The organism is Jiella mangrovi (genome assembly GCF_017815135.1).
Classification (GTDB): Bacteria; Pseudomonadota; Alphaproteobacteria; order Rhizobiales; family Rhizobiaceae; genus Jiella; species Jiella mangrovi.
Genome location: NZ_JAGJCF010000004.1, coordinates 48461 through 68521, shown reverse-complemented (window position 1 = coordinate 68521; position 20061 = coordinate 48461). Strand labels below are relative to the sequence as shown.

The window sequence follows — 20061 nt, the reverse complement described above, 5'->3', positions numbered from 1 at the left end:
GGTTGCAAATGACCCCGGCGTGAAACGAATTGAGGCTATGCCATGAACATCATCTCCGAACTCGAGGCCGCCGAAGCCTCCCGCATCGAAGCCATCCGCAAGATTCCGGAATTTTCCGCCGGTGATACCGTTCGCGTCAATGTCCGCGTCACGGAAGGCACGCGCACCCGCGTCCAGGCCTATGAGGGCGTGTGCATCGCCCGCTCCGGCTCGGGCCTGCAGGAAAATTTCACCGTCCGCAAGATCTCCTATGGCGAGGGCGTCGAGCGCGTCTTCCCGGTCTATTCGCCGATGCTCGAATCGGTCGATGTCGTGCGCCGCGGCAAGGTCCGCCGCGCCAAGCTCTATTACCTGCGCGATCGCCGCGGCAAGTCGGCCCGTATCGTCGAGGCCACCAACGCCCGCGCCCGCAAGCTGAACGACGACGCCCGCCAGATCGCCGCCGAGGCGCGCGACAAGGCCAAGGCCGAGAAGGAAGCGGCCAAGACCGCCGCCGAGTAAGCTCTGCGACTAGACGTCTGATACGTTTCAAAGGCGGCTTCGGCCGCCTTTTTTTGTTTCGAGCAGCACGTGGGGAAAATTGGCTTTTGGCAGGGGGACCTCAGCCGGACGTGAAGACCATAGCCTGATCAGGAGCGTCGAAGTCTGCGGCCCTCGCCGAGCGACGCAGATGACCTCTCTGCCGGCGCGATGACGCCCGATCCCGAACAACGCCCGCTGACCGGCCGGACGCCGGCTGCCTCAGGGAGGATGTTTCGCGCAAGTCGCTTGGGTGCGGTCACGAAACGGGCTAGAACTGGCATAGCCGTTACAAAAATCACCAAGTGCCATGGACAAGCGCGACCGTTCCCGTCTTTTCCGCGACCGCCTCGCCAGCGCGATGCAGGCGGCCGGCATGACCAAGAGCGGCCTTGCCCGCGCAACCTCATCCGATCGCTCGACTGTCTCGCTCGCCCTTTCCGCCGAAGACGGGCGGTTGCCCAATGCGCAATTTGCCGCCGAATGCGCCAGCGCGCTCGCCGTCTCGTCGGACTGGCTGCTCGGCCTCACCGACCGGCACGAGCGCGGCGCCGACATGCTTCAGGCAGCCATGCGCATGGAAGAGGCGGCCCGGGCTCCATCCGACGAGCGGATCTTCCGCTGGCACGAAGAGGCGCGCGGCTACAAGATCCGCCACGTGCCGGCCACCCTGCCGGACATGCTGAAGTCGGAAGCCGTCTTGCGCTTCGAATATGGCGACTTCGTCGGCCGCACCTCCGACCAGGCGATCGCCGACATGCGCGACAGGCTCGGCTATCTGCGCGCGCCCGACACCGACTACGAGATCGCCATGCCGATCGACACTTTGGAAGGCTTTGCCGCCGGCGAAGGCTACTGGCGGGGCCTTTCGGCCGAAGAACGGCGCGGGCAGCTGAGGCGCCTCGCAGAGCTGACCGACGAACTCTACCCCTCGCTGAGGCTCTATCTCTTCGACCGCAAGAAGGTGTTCTCCGCGCCGGTGACGATCTTCGGCCCCTTGCAGGCAAGCGTCTATGTTGGCCGCTTCTATCTCGTCTTCGCCGAGCGTCGTCAGGTTCTGGAGCTGACCCGGCATTTCGACGGGCTGGTGCGCGAGGCCGATGTCGAGGCGAAGGCAACACCGCGCTTCATCGAGGCGATGATCGTTTCGGAGTGATCCCCGGCGAGATGGCGACAGACCTATCGCCAGAATGGCTTGCCCGCTTCGGTCAGTGCCTCTTGCCGACTGACCCCGATGTCGCGCAGCTGACAGTCGCTCAATTCCGACAGAGCGAGCCGGCTTCGACGGCGAGTCCATTTGCGAAGAAGGCGCAGCAAGAGTGGCGGCGATTGCCGCTCTCTGCGAGGTCGCAAGCGCTTCGACGCCTCCGTCATCTCCTCCGCATAAAGATCCGCACTTGCCTGCCTGGCACGCACGGGTTCATTCATTTGCAGCGTCATCGCCGGGCTCCTTGGGCTGGTTTCCTGGCACCAAGGGCTAGCGGCTTTCGGGAGGCCGATGCTTCGGCCCGCGCCGAAGCGATGCGGCTGGGCTGCGCGACCGCTCTGCTGTAGCTTCGGTCCATGACCCGATTTGCTTCCGGACTGACCCTTGCCACCACCGCCAGCCTGATCGGCGACGTTGCCCGGGCGAACATCCTTTGCACCCTCACCGGCGGGCAGGCGCTGACGGCCGGCGAACTCGCCCATCACGCCGGTGTCAGCGCCCAGACCACCAGCGGTCATCTGGCAAAGCTCGTCGATGCCGGACTGATCACCGTGGTGAAGCAGGGCCGGCACCGCTATTTCAAGCTGTCCGGCCCACGCGTCGCGGACATGCTGGAAACGCTGATGGGCGCAGCAGATCTCGGCCCGGCGCGCCATCGCCCGGTCGGCCCGCGCGACGAGGCGCTGCGCCGCGCCCGCAGCTGCTACGACCATATGGCCGGACGGTACGCGGTGGAGCTTGCCGCGCGTTTGGAAGACCGTGGCCTCGTCGTACTCTCGGACGAAGGCGGATATGTCACCGAGCAGGGCTCGTCGTTCTTTGCATTGATCGGCCTCGATCTGGATCAGCCGGCTGCCCGCCGCCGGCCGCTCTGCCGCTGTTGCCTCGACTGGAGCGAAAGGCGATTCCACATCGGTGGAAGGCTCGGCGCGGCGCTGTTCGCCCATGCAGAGCGGGAGAACTGGGTGGCGCGTCTTCCCGGCAGCCGGGCATTGCGGGTTACCCGAAAGGGCGAGCAGGCCGTTTCGGGCGGGTCATGGCGCTGCGAGGCGGTGGAGCCGCCCGCGGCCTTGCCGCGGGCGCTCGCAATTTCCGTTTGAACGAAGCCGAGTGGCTCAGTTCTGCACGGCCTGAACCGAGCCGCCATCGACCCGCAGGTTCGAGCCGTTGATGAAGGAGCCGCGTTCCGAGACGATCAGGGCGATCGCGGCGGCGACCTCCTCGACCCTGCCCCGACGCTTCAGCGCGATGCCCGGCCGCTCTTCTTCCAGAAAACTCTCGACCGCCTCGTCGAAGGAGACGCCCATCTCCTTGGAGCGCTTTTCCATCATGCCGTCGGTCATGTCGGTCTCGATGAAGGCCGGCGAGACGGTGTTGCAGAGGATGCCGTGTTCGGCCTCCTTGTAGGAGAGATTCTTGACGAAGGCCGCCAGCGCCGCCTTGGCGGTGTTGTAGGTCGCCTCGTCCCAATAGGGCTGGACGGCGTTTTCCGAGGTGATGCAGACGAAGCGGCCCCAGCCTTTCTCGCGCATCGCCGGGAAGGTCGCCCGCGCCATGCGCACCGCCGACATGAAGTCGATCTGCCAGGCCTCGAGATAGTCCTCGTCGGTGACTTCCAGCGGGTGCCCCTTGGCGCCGGTGATGCCCGAGGTGTGGATGACGATGTCGATCGCGCCGAACTTTTCCCGGCCCTTGCGCGCCAGGGTGTCGACGTCCGCCTGATCGGTCACGTCCGCAGCGATGCACAAGACCTCGGTCGGCAGCGACGCGGCGTCCTTTTCCAGATCGGTGATCTTGAGGTCGGAGAGCACCAGCTTGCAGCCCTCGTCTGCGAGGATCTTCGCCGTCGCAAAGCCCATGCCGCCGGTGGCACCGGTGATCAGCGCCACCTTGTCTCTGATCTGCAAATCCATGAAACGTCCCTTTCGAAGGAATGGATGATTTGTGCCGACAACGGCGCGCGCCGCCTTAGGTTGCGGTGCGCAACACAATGGGACGCGGACGAAATGCCCGACTACGATTTCAAGAGCCCACGCCTGTTCGTCGAGGCAGACCTGGCGGCAAATGGACGCATTCCGCTTGATCCGGCGCAGGCGAACTATCTCGGCAACGTCATGCGTCTCGACGCCGGCGCGAGCGTCCTGGCCTTCAACGGCCGCGACGGCGAGTGGCTTTGCCATCTGGAGAAACCTTCGAAGAAGAAGGCCGATCTCCTGCCGCAGGAGTGTCTGCGCCCCCAGACGCCGCCCCCGACCCTCGCCTATCTCTTTGCCCCGCTGAAACATGCGCGGCTGGACTACATGGTGCAGAAGGCGGTCGAGATGGGCGCCGGCATCCTGCAGCCGGTGATGACCCAGCACGTTCAGGCAAGCCGGCTGAATATCGATCGCATGCGCGCCAATGCCGTCGAGGCCGCCGAGCAGTGCGGCATCCTGACGATCCCCGATTGCCGCGAGCCGTTGAAGTTCGATGCAGCCTTGACGCAGTATCTGCCGCTCGGCCCGATGATCTTCTGCGACGAGCGCGAGGATGCGCAAAGTCCGCTCCAGACGCTCGCTTCCCTGGCAAAAGGGCCGATGTCGCTTTTGATCGGGCCGGAGGGCGGTTTCTCCGCCGAAGAGCGCGCGCGGCTTCAAGGCGAGGCCGGCGTCACGGCGATCTCGCTCGGCCCCCGGATCTTGAGGGCCGACACGGCAGCCGTCGCCGCTCTGGCGGTGGTCCAGGCTGCGATCGGGGACTGGTCGGCAGGAAACGGATGAGACCGATCGACCCGACTGGCCGCACCGTCAACCGAACAAATCTTGCGCCGAGCGAAGATTCCGGGCAGGACGCGGGGTTAGTGGAATGGCCGGTTCCGCGCGCCGCATGGACGGCGTTTGCGCAACGAGTGGAATGAAGACGAATGGCGCGCGACACGACCGATCTCACCCCCGTCACGTCGATGGACGATCTGATCGGACATCTGAAGGGCGGCGAGAAGCCGGCCGACCAGTTCCGCATCGGTACCGAACACGAGAAGTTCGGCTATTATGTCGAGGATCTCTCGCCGGTCCCCTATGATGGCGAGCGGGGCATCCGCGCCATCCTCGAAGGCATGCAGAAGCTTTCGGGCTGGGAGCCGATCATCGACGACGGGCGGATCATCGGGCTTTACGCCGCCGAGGGTCAGGGCGCGATCTCGCTGGAGCCGGGCGGCCAGTTCGAGCTGTCCGGCGCGCCGCTGGAGACGATCCACGCCACCTGCCGGGAATCCAACGCCCATCTCGCCGAGGTCCGCGCCGTCGCCAAGGAGCTCGGCATCGGCTTTCTCGGCATCGGCTCCTCGCCCACATGGACGATCGCCGAAACCCCGATCATGCCGAAATCGCGCTACGACATCATGCGCCGCTACATGCCGAAGGTCGGCACCCGCGGCCTCGACATGATGCTCCGCACCTCGACGATCCAGGTCAATCTCGATTTCGCCACCGAGGCCGACATGCGCCGCAAGATGCGCATCGGCATGAAGCTGCAGCCGGTCGCCTCGGCGCTCTTCGCCCATTCGCCCTTCACCGAAGGCAAGCCGAATGGCCTCGTCTCCTGGCGGTCGCAGGTCTGGCACGACGTCGACAACCAGCGCTCGGGGCTTTTGCCCTTCGTCTTCGAGGACGACTTCACCTATCGCCACTATGCGGAATGGGCGCTCGACGTGCCGATGTATTTCGTCACGCGCAACGGGCGTTATACGGACGCGACGCACGTCACCTTCCGGCAGTTCATGGACGGCGCGCTGAAGGGCGAAATCCCCGATCCCGAGCCGCAGATGGGGGATTGGACCAACCATCTGTCGACCCTCTTCCCGGACGTGCGGCTGAAGCGCTTCATCGAAATGCGCGGTGCCGATGGCGGGCCATGGCGGCGGATCTGCGCACTGCCGGCCTATTGGGTCGGTCTGCTCTACGACGAAACGACGCTTGAGGCCGTCGACGACATGACCCGCGACTGGACGTTCGAGGAAGTCTCGGCGATGCGCCAGGACGTGCCGCGTGATGGCTTCGCCACGAAATTTCGCGATGGCACCGTGCTCGATCTCGCCCGCGAGACGGTCAAGATGGCGCGAAAAGGCCTGATCGCCCGGGGCCGGCACAACGACGAGGGCTATGACGAGAGCTTCTTCCTCGCGCCTTTGGAGGAAGTGGTCGCCCGCGGCACGACATCCGCCGAAGAACTGGTGCGGCTCTACGAGACGCAGTGGGAGCAGTCGATGCCGCGCCTCTTCAAGCACCTCAGCTACTGAGCCGAGCTGGCGAAAATGCCGCACCCATGCAAGCTGCCCGAGCACGACAATCTTGAGGTGTCGCGCTGGGCATGGCGGGCCCCTGCGCTAGAATAGTCTATTCGATTTTGCTTTGGACGGCGGTGCAGCGGCATCGATGAGGTTTGGGGCATACTCCCAGGCGGCAGGGCCGACCATGACAGATTTTTTCGACTGGCTGACCGCAACCGATTCGGGCATCGGCGCCGATCGGCTGGCGGACGCGTTCAAGCTCAGCCATCAGGAGCTGCGCAACACGACGACCGCGCTCGCTCCGGCCTTCGCGCTCGCCCTGCAACGCGCCATGGTGGTTCCCGGCGCCTGGGCGGAGATATCGCGTCACTACAAGCCCTTCATGGACGGGCACTCCTCCGATCTCGCGCTCGGGGCGACCGAAAGCCCCGTCGCGAAGGATCTCGCCAATGCGCTGTTCGGCTCAAGGGAACTGGTTTCCGCCGTTTCGCGCAACGTCTCGGTGGCGAGCGGCGTTGCCCCCGATACGGTCGAGTTGATGATCCGCAACATCTCGGTCATGACCATCGGCACCATGCTGCGGATGATGATCGCGAATGTCACCCGCGGCCAGCCGAAGGGACTGGCCGAGGGCAACTACCCCGAGGCCATGGCGGAGATGCTGAGGCGCAGCGCCAATGCCTTCGAGGCGATGGGGCGTCCGTCGAACGAGCCGCCACCGCGCCAGACGCCGCAAATGCCCGGCTCGGACTATCTCAACCGGCTGTTCAGCGACGCGCTGACCGGGACGGTGCCCTGGCTCCCGCCCGAAACCGGCAGACGCGCGGAGGCTGCCCGGCCGTCGGGCGCCGGCGCGCCCCCCTCAAACGACGCCTCCAACCCCGGGGAACCACTCTTCGCGCCATATCCGGCGCTGATGGAACAGTTCCTGCGCAGTTTCGGCGGCGAGATGCCGGATCCGGCGGGGGACACGGCACCGGCGCAAGCACCGGCCGGCTCCTCCAGCTTCCCGGATCGCCCCAGGGATGTTCCCGGCACCGCGAGCGACACGTCCGGCGCGCCCGGCGAACCGGACGCCGAGAGCCTCGCGGACGCAGCTTTTGCCTTCCAGAAGGACTATGCCCGCTGGATGATGGAGATCCTGTCTCCGCCTGCGGGCCGCCAAACCGGACCGGAGGACGGCTGAACCGCGCGGATCTCGGCGCCGGGACGAACGCCCCACAAAGCGCCGGGGAGCCCTTTACTGGCCATGAGTTGGCCGGCTGGCAAGGTTCCCCTCGCGGTGACCTGTCGCCTGCCGGCAGGCGCGCCTATATCCAGCCTCTTTTCCTCGTCGTCCCGAAGCCTCGCATCATCTGCCGAGGGGATCGGAAGCGACCCATTGCCCGGGACAGATCTTGCTCTTCGTCAACGCCGCCATCGTCTTTGCACTCATTCTCCTCAACGGCTTTTTCGCCCTGTCGGAACTTGCGGTCGTTTCGGCAAAGAAGAGCCGGCTCGAAAAAATGGCGAAGGACCGCCGGCACGGCGCCAAGGCGGCCCTCAAACTCGCCGAGAACCCGACGACCTTCCTCTCCTCGGTGCAGATCGGCATCACGCTGGTCGGCATCTTCGCCGGCGCCTTCGGCGGCTCGGCCTTTGCCGGGCCCCTCGCCGAGGTGATGAAGGACTGGCCGCTCGTCGGGCCGATCGCCGGCGATGCGGCCTTCGTCGTGGTGGTCATCGTGATCACCTATTTCTCGCTCGTCGTCGGCGAGCTCGCGCCCAAGCGCTTTGCCCTGTCGCGGCCCGAAAGCGTCGCCTGTTTCGTCGCGCCCTTCATGCGACTGATCGCGATGGTCGGACGGCCGCTGGTCTACGTTCTCGAGGCCTCGACCCGGGCGCTGACGGCGATTTTCGGCCTGAAGGAAGACGAGAGCGACGAGGTGACGGAGGAGGACGTCAGGGCGATGATCGCCGAGGGCACCGAGATCGGTGTCTTCAAGGAGAAAGAGCGCGAGATGCTGGAAGGCGTGATCAGCATCGCCGATCGCAATGTCCGCTCGATCATGGTTCCCCGCCCCGATGTCGACTGGCTCAACGTCGCCGATCCGGCGCAGGAATCGATCAGCGAGATGGTCGCCGCCGGCCATTCCCGCTACCCGGTCCTCGACACCGATACGGACGCGATCCTCGGCATCGTCCAGACCAAGGACATTCTCGAGCAGCAGCACACGACCGGCAAGGTCGTCCTGCCCGATATCCTGCGCGAGCCGCTCTATGTCAGCGAGAGCATGCCGATCCTGAAACTGCTCGACCGATTCCGGGCCCATGGCGTGCACATGGCGATCGTGCTCGACGAATATGGCTCGTTCGAGGGGATCGCGACGCCGCAGGACATTCTGGCGGCGATCGCCGGCTCGCTGCCGGAGGGCGACGAGGATACGCCGGAGGCCTTCCGCCGCAAGGACGGCTCATGGCTGGTCGACGGCGCGATGACCGTCGACCGTCTGGCGCGGGTGATCGAGGATCTCTCGTTTCCGGCAGAGCGGGAATATGAGACGGTCGCCGGCCTGACGCTCGAACTCTTCGGTCATATTCCCGGCGTCGGCGAGCGCGTCCAGTGGGACGGCTTCGAGATCGAGGTCGTCGATCTCGACGGCAAGCGCATCGACAAGCTCCTGTTCCGACAGCTTCTGGTCGCCGCCGATGGCGAGGACGAGGATGTCACGCGTCTTTAGAGCATGATCGCGAAAAGCGAGAAGCGGTCTTCGGAACAGAACACGCCCCGGCAAAAGGACGGAGCGGGAGGGTGAGCGAAACTCATCTCATCCCGCCCCAAAAAGAGTTGCGGCCGGTCTTGGGGAAGACCGGCCGCAGGACGTCTCGGATGTCTGGTCCGGCGCGGCGGGAACGCCGGGCCAGGGAAGCTGAGGCTCAACCCTCCAGGACGTCCCGGCGACGGCGCGCGGCAATCAGCGCCAGCTTGTAGCTCGCATCCTCGCGCCAGTCCGCGCCGAGGGCGACGGCGATGTCGTCGCGCCGAATGCCGATGTCTTGCAGGACGTAATCCGGCATGTCGGCGAGCCGGTGCACGCGGCGGCGGTTGATCATGGTTTTGACGATCGCACGGGCGGCCGAGGCGAGGACGCGGGATCCGGCGGCCATGCGGATGGCGGCGGAACGGGTGGGGGTCAGTCTCGCTGTGATCGTCATGGCTTTTCTCCTTTTTAGCCATACGCCGGAAAAAAGTGGGGGTGCCGTCTCCTCGCCTGAGCGATGAGCAGCAGCGACCCCCGAATTGTTCCTGACTTGATCACCATACGTCTGCGATATTGATCACGCCAACGAATGTTCGTAATGTGTGACATCAGTTTTACTCATAGGCGACGCCATGGCCTCCCCCCTCGACCTCGATCAGCTGCGCACCTTCGTCGCGATCGTCGATACAGGCAGCTTCACCAAGGCGGCCGAAGACGTGTTCAAGACCCAGTCTGCGGTCTCGATGCAGATCCGCCGGCTGGAGGAGCGGCTCGGCGTTCAGCTGTTCGAGCGCAACGGGCGTTCGATCGAGGTGACGGATGCCGGCTCCCGGCTTCTGGGCTACGCGAGGCGCATGCTCAGCCTCAGCCGCGACACCCTGTCGGCCTTCGACCCCGACGCCATCCAAGGGCACGTGCGGATCGGACTGCCGGACGACTATGCCGAGCGCTTCCTGCCGGAGATCCTCGCCCGCTTCACACGCTCCAATCCGCTGGTCGAGCTGCAGATCGCCTGCGAGCCCTCGTCGAACCTTGCCGACCATGTCGACAAGGGCCGGCTCGACGTTGCCCTCGTCGCGGACTGCACTGTGGGCTCGGTGCGGCCCGAGATCGTCCGGCGCGAGCCCTTGCATTTCATGGCCTCCGCTGCCCATGACGTGCATGAGGAAACCGTCGTTCCCCTGGCGCTGGGGCGTACCAATTGTCCCTGGCGCGCCGAGGGTCTGAAGGCGCTGGACGATTCCGGCAGGCGCTACAAGGTGCTGTTCTCGTCCTGGTCGGCACAGATCGTCGCCTCGGCGGTGCTGGCCGGGCTCGCCGTCGGCGTCCTGCCGGAATGCGCCCTGCGGCCCGGTATGCGCGTCCTCGGCGAGCGGGAGGGCTTTCCCAAGCTCAACGACAATGAGATCGGCGTGATCAGGGCGCGCACGGCGGACGGGCCGGTCGTCTCCGCCCTCGTCGACCACATTCGCGAAAGCCTTGCCAATCTGCCGGCCAAGGAGAAGGCGGCGAAGCCATCCCACCTGCCCGATACACGCATTGTCCGGGCGCCGCGGCCGCGCCCCGGCATCGTCGCGGCTGAGTAGTCGTCGAGGGATGCAGCACCGTGAGGCCATGTGTATCGCGGCCTGAGGCTTGCCGCCGGGGGCCTGCGACGCCACACTAGACGCCATGAGCCTGCCCTTCGAATCGAGCCCGCCGAGCAATGTCGCCGAATACACCGTGTCGGAGATCTCCGGCGCGCTCAAACGCACGGTCGAGGACACCTTCGGCCATGTCAGGATCAGGGGCGAGGTCTCCGGCTATCGCGGCCCGCACTCTTCCGGCCACGCCTATTTCGCGCTGAAGGACGAGCGGGCGCGGATCGATGCCGTCGTCTGGCGCACGAGCTTTGCCAAGCTCGCCTTCAAGCCCGAGGAGGGGCTGGAGGTCATCGCCACGGGGCGGCTGACGACCTATCCCAACTCGTCGAAATACCAGGTGGTCATCGAGACCATCGAGCCCGCCGGCGCCGGCGCCTTGATGGCGCTTTTGAACGAGCGGCGGCTGAAGCTCGAGGCCGAAGGTCTCTTTGCCCAGGATCGCAAGCGCCGCCTGCCCTTCCTGCCACGCGTCATCGGCGTCGTCACCTCGCCGACCGGCGCAGTCATCCGCGACATCGTCCACCGGATCTCCGACCGGTTTCCCGTCCATGTCCTCGTCTGGCCGGTGCGGGTGCAGGGCGAAACGAGCGGCGCGGAAGTCGCCGCTGCCATCGAGGGCTTCAACGCCATCGAGGCCGGGGCCAAACTGCCACGGCCGGACCTCATCATCGTCGCGCGCGGCGGCGGCAGCCTGGAAGACCTCTGGGGCTTCAACGACGAGGCGGTCGTGCGTGCCGCGGCCGGCTCGGCGATCCCGCTGATCTCGGCCGTCGGCCACGAGACCGACTGGACGCTGATCGACCACGCCGCCGACATGCGTGCCCCGACGCCGACGGGCGCCGCCGAAATGGCGGTGCCCGTGCGGGCGGAACTTGCCGCCACCATCGCCAGCCACAATGCCCGGCTGTCCGGTGCCGTCTCCCGCCGGCTCGACCAGGAGAAAAAGAGCCTCGCCGCTCTCGCTCGCGCCATGCCGGGCATCGACGTGCTGCTTGCACTGCCCCGCCGCCGGCTCGACGAGGCGACCAGCGGGCTCGGCTCCAACCTGCGCCATGCCGTCGGCGAAAAGCGCCGGCTCTTCGGTATCGCCGCGGCTCGTCTCGCCCCCTCGACCCTCGAAGCCTCGCTCCGGGACAAGCGCGCGACGCTGCGCCATCACGGCCTGCACGCCGACCATGGCCTGCGACTGAGGCTCGACGCGGCAAGGCGGCGCTTCGACCGGGTGGCGTCGGACCTGAAGCCCCATGCGCTGAAGGCCAGAAGCGAAGCCGCCCGCCTGTCGCTCGGTGGCCTCGCCGAACGGCTGGAGCGCGCCGAGCAGCTGCAACGCCAGACGAGGCGCCAGCGCGTGGAGAACGCCTGGCGCCTTGCCGCCAGCCTGTCGCCGCTGAACGTCCTCGAACGAGGTTACGTGATCGTGCGGGATGAGACCGGCGGCACGGTGACAGAGGCGGCGGACCTGTCGGCCGGCATGGCGGTGACTCTGGAATTTGCGCGGGGAGAGACGCGGGGCGCAGTGATTACGGATGGTGACGCGGGGGCCGAGAGGCCCCCTGTGGTTCAAGTCCCGACACCGAAACCGGCCGCTGCCAAGCCACGAAAGGCCAGGGCCAAGCCGGCAGCGGAGGGTCAGGGCTCGTTGTTTTAGGGGCCTGCGCCGAGTTACCCCCCTCTGCCCTGCCAGGCATCTCCCCCACAAGGGGGGAGATCGCCCCCCGTGAAGCCGTACTGCCCATGCATGAGCCGTCAACGGATGTGACACGATCGGCTTTCGGCGGCTGCTGAAAGAGTGACGTCATGCTGCGAGCGGCAACGCGCCTGATCTCCCCCCTTGTGGGGGAGATGCCCGGCAGGGCAGAGGGGGATATCGCCGCGCAGACGTCGCAAAACCTTATTCACCCCCCCAGACGAAGCCCCCCCGCGCCTGCGCCGAGCCTTCAAACCCCGAGCTTGCTCATCATCGCCCTTGTGATCGACTGGCGGATGGTGGGGCGGGCGAAAGCCTCTCCCGCCTCGATCCGTTTCACGACCTTATCCATGGTGAAGTCGTCGGCGGCTTTAAGGCCATCGAGTTCACCCCAGGAAAGCGGCACGGCGACGCGCGCGCCGGGTCGGGCACGCACGGAATAGTCGGCGATCGACGTCGCAGCATGATCGTTACGAAAATAGTCGATGAAGATCCGGCCCTTGCGCTTGGCCTTCGACATCGTCGCCACATAGGCTTTCGGGGCGTCGCGGGCCATCTTCTCAGCGAACGCCGCGGCGAAGGGCTTGACCTCTGAAAACTCGCGGCGGCGGGTTATCGGCACGACCACGTGGAGCCCCTTGCCGCCTGTACATTTGACGAAACTGTCGAGGCCGAGCTCGTCCAGCCGGTTGCCGACGTCGCGGGCCGCCAACTTCACCGCCTCGAAGGGGATGCCCTCGTCGGGATCAAGGTCGAAGACCAGCCGATCGGGCACCTCCACCTTGTCGATCGCCGACGCCCACGGATGCAGCTCGATGCCCCCCATCTGGGCGAGCTGGAGCAAGCCCTCTTCGTCGTCGATGGTGAAATATTCCGTCGTCTTGCCGTCATGGGTGACGTCGACGGGCCTGATCGCCTCGCCCCAGCCCTTGCCGGCCGAGCGCTGGAAGAAGCACTCTTCGCCGATGCCGCCCGGACAGCGCAGCAGCGACACCGGATGGCCGGCGATGTCGGCGAGGATGAGCTTTGCCACCTGGCCGTAATATTCGGCGAGGTCGCCCTTCGTCGGCCCGGCCTCGTCATCGAAGATCGGCCGATCGGGGTGGGTGACCGAAACACCGGCGACGGTAATCGGCTTGTTGGAGCGCTTCTTCTTCGTCTTTTCAGATTTCGCATTGGGGGATTGCGTCCGGGTGGCCTTCTTTGCAGAGCCTTTTGTCTCGGCAGCCGCGGCTTTCCTTGGCCTGGTCTGTGCGGTTGGCTCGACGCCATCCTCCACCTCGCTCGCGGCCTTCGCTTCGTCCTCGGGCGTTTCCCGCACGACCTCACCTGCCGGCTTGTCCTCGCGCAGCCCTTTGAAGGAAGGATGGCGGATCTTGCCCTCGCCGGTCCATTCGGTGAAGGCGACCTCGCAGAGCAGCTTCGGCGTCACCCAGGTCGCGCCGCGTTTCTCGGTCGGCGTCAGCTTCTCGACCGGCGGCGTCTTGCGGGTCATGTCGTCGAGCCGATCGCGAAGCGCCTGAGCGGAGACGTCGGAAAAGCCGGTGCCGACCTTGCCGGCATAGACGAGGCCGTCCTTGGCCCTGTAGCCGAGATGCAGCGCACCGATCGCCCGGGCGCCGCCTTGGGCCTTGGTAAAGCCGACGATGACGAATTCCTGGCGCTTGATGCATTTCGACTTCAGCCAGCTCTTCGAGCGGCCAGGGCGATAGGGTGCGTCTGCCTTTTTCGAGATGACGCCCTCCAATCCCATCGAGCAGGAACGGGCGATCATCTGGTCGCCCTTTCCCTCGATGTGATCGGAGTATCGCAGGATCTTCTTGCCTCGCGCGCCCTGGCCATCGAGCACGGCTTTCAGACGCTCCTTGCGCGTCGTCAGCGGCGCTTTGGTGAGGTCCTCGCCGCAAAGATGCAGGCAATCGAAGACGAAGGCGACGATGCCGCGATCGCTTTCCTCGGACAGGGCATTCTGCAGCTTCTGGAAATCGGACCTCCCGTCCTCGTCCAGCACCACAGCCTCCATGTCGAAGACAGCGTCGGTGACGTCGAGCTCGCCGAGCGGCTTGGCGAGGCGGGAAAACTTGCCGGTCCAGTCATGGCCGTTGCGGGTGACGAGGCGGACGTCGCCGCCGGAGACGAGGCCGAGCAGCCGATAGCCGTCGAACTTGATTTCGTGCAGCCAGGCCTCTCCCTTCGGCGGTTCGTCGACGAGCGTGGCGAGCTGCGGCTTGCCGTAAGTCTTGGCAAGAGCGTCGAGAGACTTGGCCTTCCCGCCCCGCTTCGCCGCAGCGCCGGTCTTTCCCCGCTTCGGGGCTTCGGCGGGCTTGCGGCGACGCCCGGAGCCGGACGTTCGGCCACCCTTTCCGCGGGTCTCGTCGGTCGACCACTGATCGCCGCCCTCACCGCCTTCCTCGGCGGCGATGTCTTCCATCGAGCGACCGGAGACGACGCTCGTCATCTCGCCGGCGAGAAAGTCCTCTCCGTCTTCACCCGGCCGGGCGAGATCGTCCTTCTCCTTGATGAGTAGCCAGTTCTCGCGCTTTTCCTTCTTGCGCGGCTTCATGCGCACGAGAACCCAGCGCCCTTCGAGCCGCTCGCCCGAAAGCTCGAATTTCAGCTCGCCCTTTTCGAGGCCGTCTGAGACGTCGCCGAGCGGCTTCCACGTGCCAGTGTCCCATAACATGACGGTGCCGCCGCCATATTGGCCCTTGGGGATCGTGCCTTCGAATGAGCCGTAGTCTAGGGGGTGATCCTCGGTGCGCACGGCCAGACGTTTGTCGGAGGGATTGTAGCTCGGGCCTTTGGTGACGGCCCAGGAAAGAAGCACGCCGTCATGTTCGAGGCGGAAGTCGTAATGCAGCCGCGTCGCATCGTGCTTCTGGATGAGATAGGCCTCGCCCTTTGTCCGCCCCGCCTTGCCGCGCGGCTCCTTCGTCCGTCCGAAATCGCGCTTTTCATTGTAGGTCTCGAGCGACGCCATGGCCTCACGCGGCCTTGCTGCTCTTCGACCGACCACCCGATTTCTTCGCACCCGCCTTCGCGGTCGATTTGGACCCGCCGGAGGAGGACGAACTCTTCGATGCGGACTTCGACGCGGATTTGGAAGAACCGGCCGATGATTTGGCGGATTTGGCGGATGATGACGATTTCGACGATGACGCCTTGGTCCCAGAGGCTTTCGTCGAGCGCCGGCTGCCGCTTTTTCCCGCCTTCGAATCCGAGCCACCGCCAGACTGTTCCAGGCTCTTGCGCAGGGCGTCCATGATGTCGATGACATTGCCGCCATCGTCGTCCGGCGCCTCTTCGGCCTGCGGTTCCTTGCCGGCCATCTTGGCCTTGATGATCTCCATCAGGCCCTGCTGATAGGTGTCGTGGAATGCCTTGGGGTCGAAGGGCTTCGACTTCTTCTCGATGAGAAGCTGGGCGAGCTCGAGCTGTTCGTCGTCGATCTCGGCGTCGTCCTTCACCTCGTCGAAAAATTTCTTGGCGTCGCGCACCTCCTGCGCATAGCGTAGCGTTTCGAGCATCAGCCCGTCGCCGCATGGCTTTATCGCCGCAATCCGCTCCTTGTTGGCAATGACGATGCGCCCGAGCGCCACCTTCTTGGCTTTGCGCAGTGCCTCGCGGATCGTCACATAGGCGTCCTGCACGCCGTCTTCGTCGGGCGCGATGTAATAGGGCCGGTCATAATAGATCGGGTCGATGTCGGCCGCGTCGGTGAACTGGGTCAGCTCGATGACGTGGTTGCTCTCGGCCTTCAGCTTGTCGATCTCCTCGTCTTCGATCGCGACGTAGCGGCCCTTTTCGTATTCGTACCCCTTGACGATATCGTCGCTCTCGACCGGGTCCTCGTCCTTTTCCGACACCTTCTGGTAGCGGATCCGCTGCCCGGTGTTCTTGTCGTATTGGTGAAGTTGAATCGTCCTGGCCGGGCTCGTCGCGGCAAACAGCCGAACCGGAAAGGAGACAAGCGACAGCCGGATATGCCCGGTCCAATAGGCGCGTGGGGTGCTCATGACTCGCCAAACGGGAATCGGGGCGAGTGGTTCAGCGCGCTGGCGAAGATTCTTCACGCAGAGTCAACGCCGGTCCGGCAGACAGGTGGAAATTCCGGAACGGCTCTGCCGCAACCAGAGCTCGGGGAGAGCGTCAGCCCTTTGCGATCTGCCGAAGAATGCTGGCAAGATCGTCGTCGACAACGGACAATCGGATCGTCTTTTGCCTCTGGGTCAGACCCGAGACGACGTCGATCGCCGACTTCGGGATCTTCCAGCTCTTGGCGAGGAGCGCGACGAGGGCCTTGTTGGCCTTGCCGTCTTCCGGCACCGCGCGCAGCCGGATCGCCAGGCGCTCGTCACCGGCCGCATCGACGGTGACACCCTCGATCGCATCCTTCGACGCGCGCGGCGTCACTCGCACGAAGACAAAGACGCCCGCCGTGTCGGCGCTCCAGAAGGACCGTTCGGCCAAGTCTCACCCGCGAGAAGGCCGGCTCAGACCCCGGCCCGCATGATCGCCGGATCGACATAGACGACGATGAAATACTGCAGGAACATGATGGCGAACAGGACGACGAGCGGCGACAGGTCGATCCCGCCGAGGTCGGGCAGGAAACGCCGGATGCGGCGATAGACCGGCTCGGTCATCTGCCACAGGAAACGGCCGACGGAATCGACGAAGGGATTGCCCGGATTGACGATGTTGAAAGCGTAGAGCCAGGACAATACGGCCGAGGCGATGACGATCCACCAATAAAGATTGAGTGCCTGATAGAGGACGAAGGTGACAGCCAGCATTGATCCCGTGCCTTTGTTTTGTTGCCGCCGATGTAGACATCGCCGCCCGGCGGCGCAAGCTGCAAGGGCTCCCGAGCGTTAACGCCGCCCGCATGACAGGCGGGCTGAAGGATCGCTCGACGGCCGGCTAAAGACGAACGAAATCGCGCGGCGAGCACTGCCGGGCCGTTGACAGCCGGCCGCCCGAGGCTCTAAAAGCCGCTTCGCATCGGTGGACGGGGCTGTAGCTCAGTTGGGAGAGCGCGTCGTTCGCAATGACGAGGTCAGCGGTTCGATCCCGCTCAGCTCCACCAATGCTTTCAATGGCTTCCGCATTAGATTCTGGATTGTCGGGACGGCGCGCGAGAATGACGCAGCGTCGAACCGTGCGTTTTCGCGATCAAGTCGTGGCCGGCGCTCGAGCACAGTGCTCCTGTACCGTGCGCGCGCTCTCAGCAGCCACCGGCAGATTCCCATCCGGGCTGAAGACCGGGCGACCGAGAGGTTCGCGCCGAGCAATCGCAACGCCGCTTGACGCGGCCGCCGTAACCCGTATTGTTCGAAATCGAACAGTTCGTGATCCCATTCCATGATCCCGAACGGACAGAACCCGCGCAACCTGAGAAAGCGGGGCACTGTCGGCTTGATGCGAACCGCTTTGGGAGGGCGTGGGCATGGGGATTGCGGGAGAGCTGTCGCATTGGCTTCCCGAAGACGCGGGAATGCCGCTCCGCGAGATCACCCTCGGCGATCTCCTGCGCGAGCAGGCGGAGCGCTTTCCCGACCAGCCCGCTCTGATCTTCGACGAGCCGCAGCGGCGGGTCGAATACAGCTATCGTCAACTGGATAGGGAAGTCGATCGCCTCGCGCGGGCGCTCATCGCGATCGGTGTCGAACGCCAGGCCCGCGTCGCCGTGATGGCGCCGAATTCGCCCGAATGGGTCTTGCTGGAATACGCTCTGGCGCGGATCGGCGCCGTCCTCGTCACCGTCAATCCCGCCTTCCGCCAGGCCGAGCTCGGCTATCTCCTGACCCAGGGCGATGTTTCCGTGCTGTTTGCCGCAGCCGTCTTCCGTGACTTTTCGATCGCCGGCATGCTGGCCGAAATGATGCCCGATCTCGGCGGTCTCGAAGGCGCCGCGCGAAACCGCCCCGAGACCTATCCGTCGCTGCGCCGGGTCGTTGCCCTGTCGGATCAGCCGATCGTCGGCGCGCTCGCCTTTCGCGACCTTCTCGGCCTCGGCGAGGCGACCACGCAGGAGGCGCTCGCCGAACGGATCCTGGCGGTGATGCCCGGCGACGTCGCGCAGATCCAGTACACCTCCGGAACGACGGGCAAGCCGAAGGGCGCGATGCTCACCCATCGCGGCACGGTCAACAACGCGCGTCTCGCCGGCCGGCGCGCCGGCTATCGGCCGAGCGACGTCATGGTCTCGGCCATGCCGTTCTTCCACACCGCCGGCTGCGTCTGCAACGTTCTCGGCATGGCGGCCGTCGGCGGCTGCCTCGTCGCCATGGAGAGTTTCGAGGCCTCGCGAATGCTCGATCTTCTCGAGCGCCATCGTGGCACCATCGTCAACGCGGTGCCGACCATGTATGTGCGGCTCCTGCAGGACGAGGCGCTCGCTCGCGGCCGGCGCGACGTGTCCTCCTGGCGCATCGCCTATGTCGGCGGCACCTCGATCCCGCCGAGCCTGATGCTGGAGTTGAAAGCGAGGATCGGCTGCGATCCTGCCATCATCATGGGCATGACCGAGACGAGCCCGATCATCACCCAGACCCTCCCGGACGAGCCGCTCGAGGAGAAGGTGAGAACCGCCGGCGTGCCGCTGCCCCATGTGGAGATCCGCATCGTCGATCCTGAGACCGGCACGGTTGTGCCCCTCGGCCGGCAGGGCGAGCTCCAGATCCGCGGCTTCCTCGTCACCGCCGGCTATTACGCCATGCCGGAGGCGACGCAGGCGGCCATCGACCCGCAAGGCTGGCTGAGGAGCGGCGATCTCGCGGTGATGGACGAGGCCGGGCATCTTCGCATCGTCGGCCGGATTAAGGACATGCTGATCCGCGGCGGCGAAAACGTCTATCCGGTCGAGATCGAGGATCGGCTGCTCGAACATGCCGACATCGCCGAGGCGCAGGTCGTCGGAGTGCCGGACGCCGAGATGGGCGAGGAGATCTTCGCCTTCGTCGTCGCCCGCGACGGATGCACGGTCGATGCCGACGCCCTGAAGAGCTGGTGCAAGGCGCATATGGCGCGTCACAAGATGCCCCGCCATGTCGCGGTGATCGAGACGACGCCGAAGACGGCGAACGGCAAGGTCCGCAAGGTGGAGTTACGGGATTTGGCGAAACGGATGATCGAGGAGGACCGGGCGTGAGCACGGCCGGCGGCGAGGCGCCGCATCTGTTGCAGGAGGTTCGCGGCGAGGTCTTTCTGGTCACGCTCAACCGGCCGGCGGCGCGCAACGCGATCAGCCCGCAAATGGCCTGTCTTCTGTCCGACGCCTATGCCCGCTTCGCCGGTGACGACGACCTCAGGGTGCTCGTCGTCACCGGTGCCGGAGACAGGGCCTTCTGCTCGGGCGGCGACCTCGCCCTGACCATGCCGCTTCTGACCGGGGCGCGAGAGCCCGAGGACGAATTCGACCGCCGGGTGCTGGAGGATCCCGCCGTGATGGACCGCTCGGCGCTCCGTCATACGAGCCTCGACAAACCGATCGTCTGCGCGGTGAACGGCGCCTGCGTTGCCGGCGGCATGGAGACGATGCTGGCCACCGACATCCGCGTCGTCGCGCAGAACGCCCGCTTCGGCCTGCCGGAGGCCAAACGCGGCCTCATTCCCTTTGCCGGCTCGCTCGCCCGGCTTCCCCGGCAGCTTCCCCATGCCATCGCGATGGAGCTGCTTCTGACCGGCGACATGATCGACGCCGAGCGCGCTCTTTCCTGCGGCCTCGTCAACGCCGTCGTGCCGCAGGAAGAGGTTCTCGCCGAGGCGCTGGCGATCGCCGGGCGCATTGCGGCCAACGGACCGCTGGCGGTTCGCCAGATCAAGCGCACGGTCAGGCTTGCAACCGGCGTTCCGCTCGAACAAGGTTTCGAGCTGGAGGACGAGGCCAAGCGGCTCGTCATGGCGTCGAGCGACGCCCGGGAGGGCCCGCGCGCCTTCATGGAGAAGCGCCCGGCGCGCTTTACCGGGCGCTGAGTGGCGAAGGGGAGGACGCT

The 20061-nt window shown here is 65.6% G+C and carries 18 protein-coding genes and 1 tRNA gene; 12 read left to right on the top strand and 7 right to left on the bottom strand.

What is annotated here, in order from left to right:
• Positions 1-42: 42 nt before the first annotated feature.
• Positions 43-501 (top strand): 50S ribosomal protein L19, encoded by a 459-nt coding sequence (gene rplS, locus J6595_RS07785; RefSeq protein WP_209593904.1) that lies wholly within the window; start codon positions 43-45, stop codon positions 499-501.
• 328 nt (positions 502-829) lie between these two features.
• On the top strand, positions 830-1675 hold the full coding sequence (locus tag J6595_RS07780; protein ID WP_209593903.1) for a transcriptional regulator: 846 nt from the start codon (positions 830-832) through the stop codon (positions 1673-1675).
• A gap of 23 nt (positions 1676-1698) precedes the next feature.
• On the opposite strand, the gene J6595_RS07775 is transcribed toward J6595_RS07780, so the two are convergent.
• Positions 1699-1893: a DUF1127 domain-containing protein gene (locus tag J6595_RS07775; RefSeq protein WP_209594150.1), complete on the bottom strand. Its 195-nt coding sequence runs from the start codon at positions 1891-1893 to the stop codon at positions 1699-1701.
• A 189-nt stretch (positions 1894-2082) separates the two neighbouring features.
• Between J6595_RS07775 and J6595_RS07770 the strand changes: the two genes are divergently transcribed.
• Positions 2083-2826, top strand: coding sequence for a helix-turn-helix domain-containing protein (locus tag J6595_RS07770; protein ID WP_209593902.1), 744 nt, complete (start codon positions 2083-2085; stop codon positions 2824-2826).
• A gap of 15 nt (positions 2827-2841) precedes the next feature.
• On the opposite strand, the gene J6595_RS07765 is transcribed toward J6595_RS07770, so the two are convergent.
• Positions 2842-3639 (bottom strand): SDR family NAD(P)-dependent oxidoreductase, encoded by a 798-nt coding sequence (locus J6595_RS07765; RefSeq protein ID WP_209593901.1) that lies wholly within the window; start codon positions 3637-3639, stop codon positions 2842-2844.
• 93 nt (positions 3640-3732) lie between these two features.
• Here J6595_RS07765 and J6595_RS07760 point away from each other — a divergent pair, with 93 nt between their 5' ends.
• The 4 genes from J6595_RS07760 to J6595_RS07745 all read left to right on the top strand — a co-directional run bounded on the left by J6595_RS07760 (position 3733) and on the right by J6595_RS07745 (position 8713).
• Entirely contained in the window at positions 3733-4485 is a 753-nt protein-coding gene (locus J6595_RS07760; RefSeq protein ID WP_209593900.1) for a 16S rRNA (uracil(1498)-N(3))-methyltransferase, read from the top strand.
• A gap of 143 nt (positions 4486-4628) precedes the next feature.
• Positions 4629-6002, top strand: coding sequence for a glutamate--cysteine ligase (locus tag J6595_RS07755; RefSeq protein WP_209593899.1), 1374 nt, complete (start codon positions 4629-4631; stop codon positions 6000-6002).
• A gap of 175 nt (positions 6003-6177) precedes the next feature.
• Positions 6178-7179 carry a hypothetical protein gene (locus J6595_RS07750; RefSeq protein WP_209593898.1) on the top strand — a complete coding sequence of 334 codons (1002 nt, stop codon included), beginning with the start codon at positions 6178-6180 and terminating at the stop codon, positions 7177-7179.
• A 211-nt stretch (positions 7180-7390) separates the two neighbouring features.
• A complete protein-coding gene (locus J6595_RS07745) occupies positions 7391-8713 on the top strand; it encodes a hemolysin family protein (RefSeq protein ID WP_209593897.1) in 1323 nt (440 codons plus the stop codon).
• Positions 8714-8909: 196 nt separating this feature from the next.
• On the opposite strand, the gene J6595_RS07740 is transcribed toward J6595_RS07745, so the two are convergent.
• Positions 8910-9188, bottom strand: coding sequence for a YjiS-like domain-containing protein (locus tag J6595_RS07740; protein WP_209593896.1), 279 nt, complete (start codon positions 9186-9188; stop codon positions 8910-8912).
• A gap of 178 nt (positions 9189-9366) precedes the next feature.
• Here J6595_RS07740 and J6595_RS07735 point away from each other — a divergent pair, with 178 nt between their 5' ends.
• Positions 9367-10320: a LysR family transcriptional regulator gene (locus tag J6595_RS07735; protein ID WP_209593895.1), complete on the top strand. Its 954-nt coding sequence runs from the start codon at positions 9367-9369 to the stop codon at positions 10318-10320.
• An 85-nt stretch (positions 10321-10405) separates the two neighbouring features.
• Entirely contained in the window at positions 10406-12025 is a 1620-nt protein-coding gene (gene xseA / locus J6595_RS07730; protein WP_209593894.1) for an exodeoxyribonuclease VII large subunit, read from the top strand.
• A 289-nt stretch (positions 12026-12314) separates the two neighbouring features.
• Here xseA and ligD read toward each other — a convergent pair whose 3' ends face one another.
• The 4 genes from ligD to J6595_RS07710 form a co-directional block, all read right to left on the bottom strand.
• Complete coding sequence (gene ligD, locus J6595_RS07725) at positions 12315-15044, bottom strand: DNA ligase D (protein ID WP_209593893.1); 2730 nt, start codon at positions 15042-15044, stop codon at positions 12315-12317.
• Positions 15045-15048: 4 nt separating this feature from the next.
• Entirely contained in the window at positions 15049-16080 is a 1032-nt protein-coding gene (ku, locus tag J6595_RS07720; protein WP_209593892.1) for a non-homologous end joining protein Ku, read from the bottom strand.
• Positions 16081-16213: 133 nt separating this feature from the next.
• Positions 16214-16534 carry a DUF167 domain-containing protein gene (locus J6595_RS07715; RefSeq protein ID WP_209593891.1) on the bottom strand — a complete coding sequence of 107 codons (321 nt, stop codon included), beginning with the start codon at positions 16532-16534 and terminating at the stop codon, positions 16214-16216.
• A gap of 23 nt (positions 16535-16557) precedes the next feature.
• On the bottom strand, positions 16558-16860 hold the full coding sequence (locus tag J6595_RS07710; RefSeq protein ID WP_209593890.1) for a YggT family protein: 303 nt from the start codon (positions 16858-16860) through the stop codon (positions 16558-16560).
• Between the two features lie 217 nt (positions 16861-17077).
• Here J6595_RS07710 and J6595_RS07705 point away from each other — a divergent pair.
• The 3 genes from J6595_RS07705 to J6595_RS07695 all read left to right on the top strand — a co-directional run bounded on the left by J6595_RS07705 (position 17078) and on the right by J6595_RS07695 (position 20041).
• Positions 17078-17153: transfer RNA gene (locus tag J6595_RS07705), tRNA-Ala, on the top strand.
• Positions 17154-17561: 408 nt separating this feature from the next.
• Positions 17562-19217, top strand: coding sequence for an AMP-binding protein (locus J6595_RS07700; RefSeq protein WP_209593889.1), 1656 nt, complete (start codon positions 17562-17564; stop codon positions 19215-19217).
• A complete protein-coding gene (locus J6595_RS07695; protein ID WP_209593888.1) occupies positions 19214-20041 on the top strand; it encodes an enoyl-CoA hydratase-related protein in 828 nt (275 codons plus the stop codon). Before J6595_RS07700 ends, J6595_RS07695 begins: the two co-directional genes overlap by 4 nt.
• Positions 20042-20061: the final 20 nt, after the last annotated feature.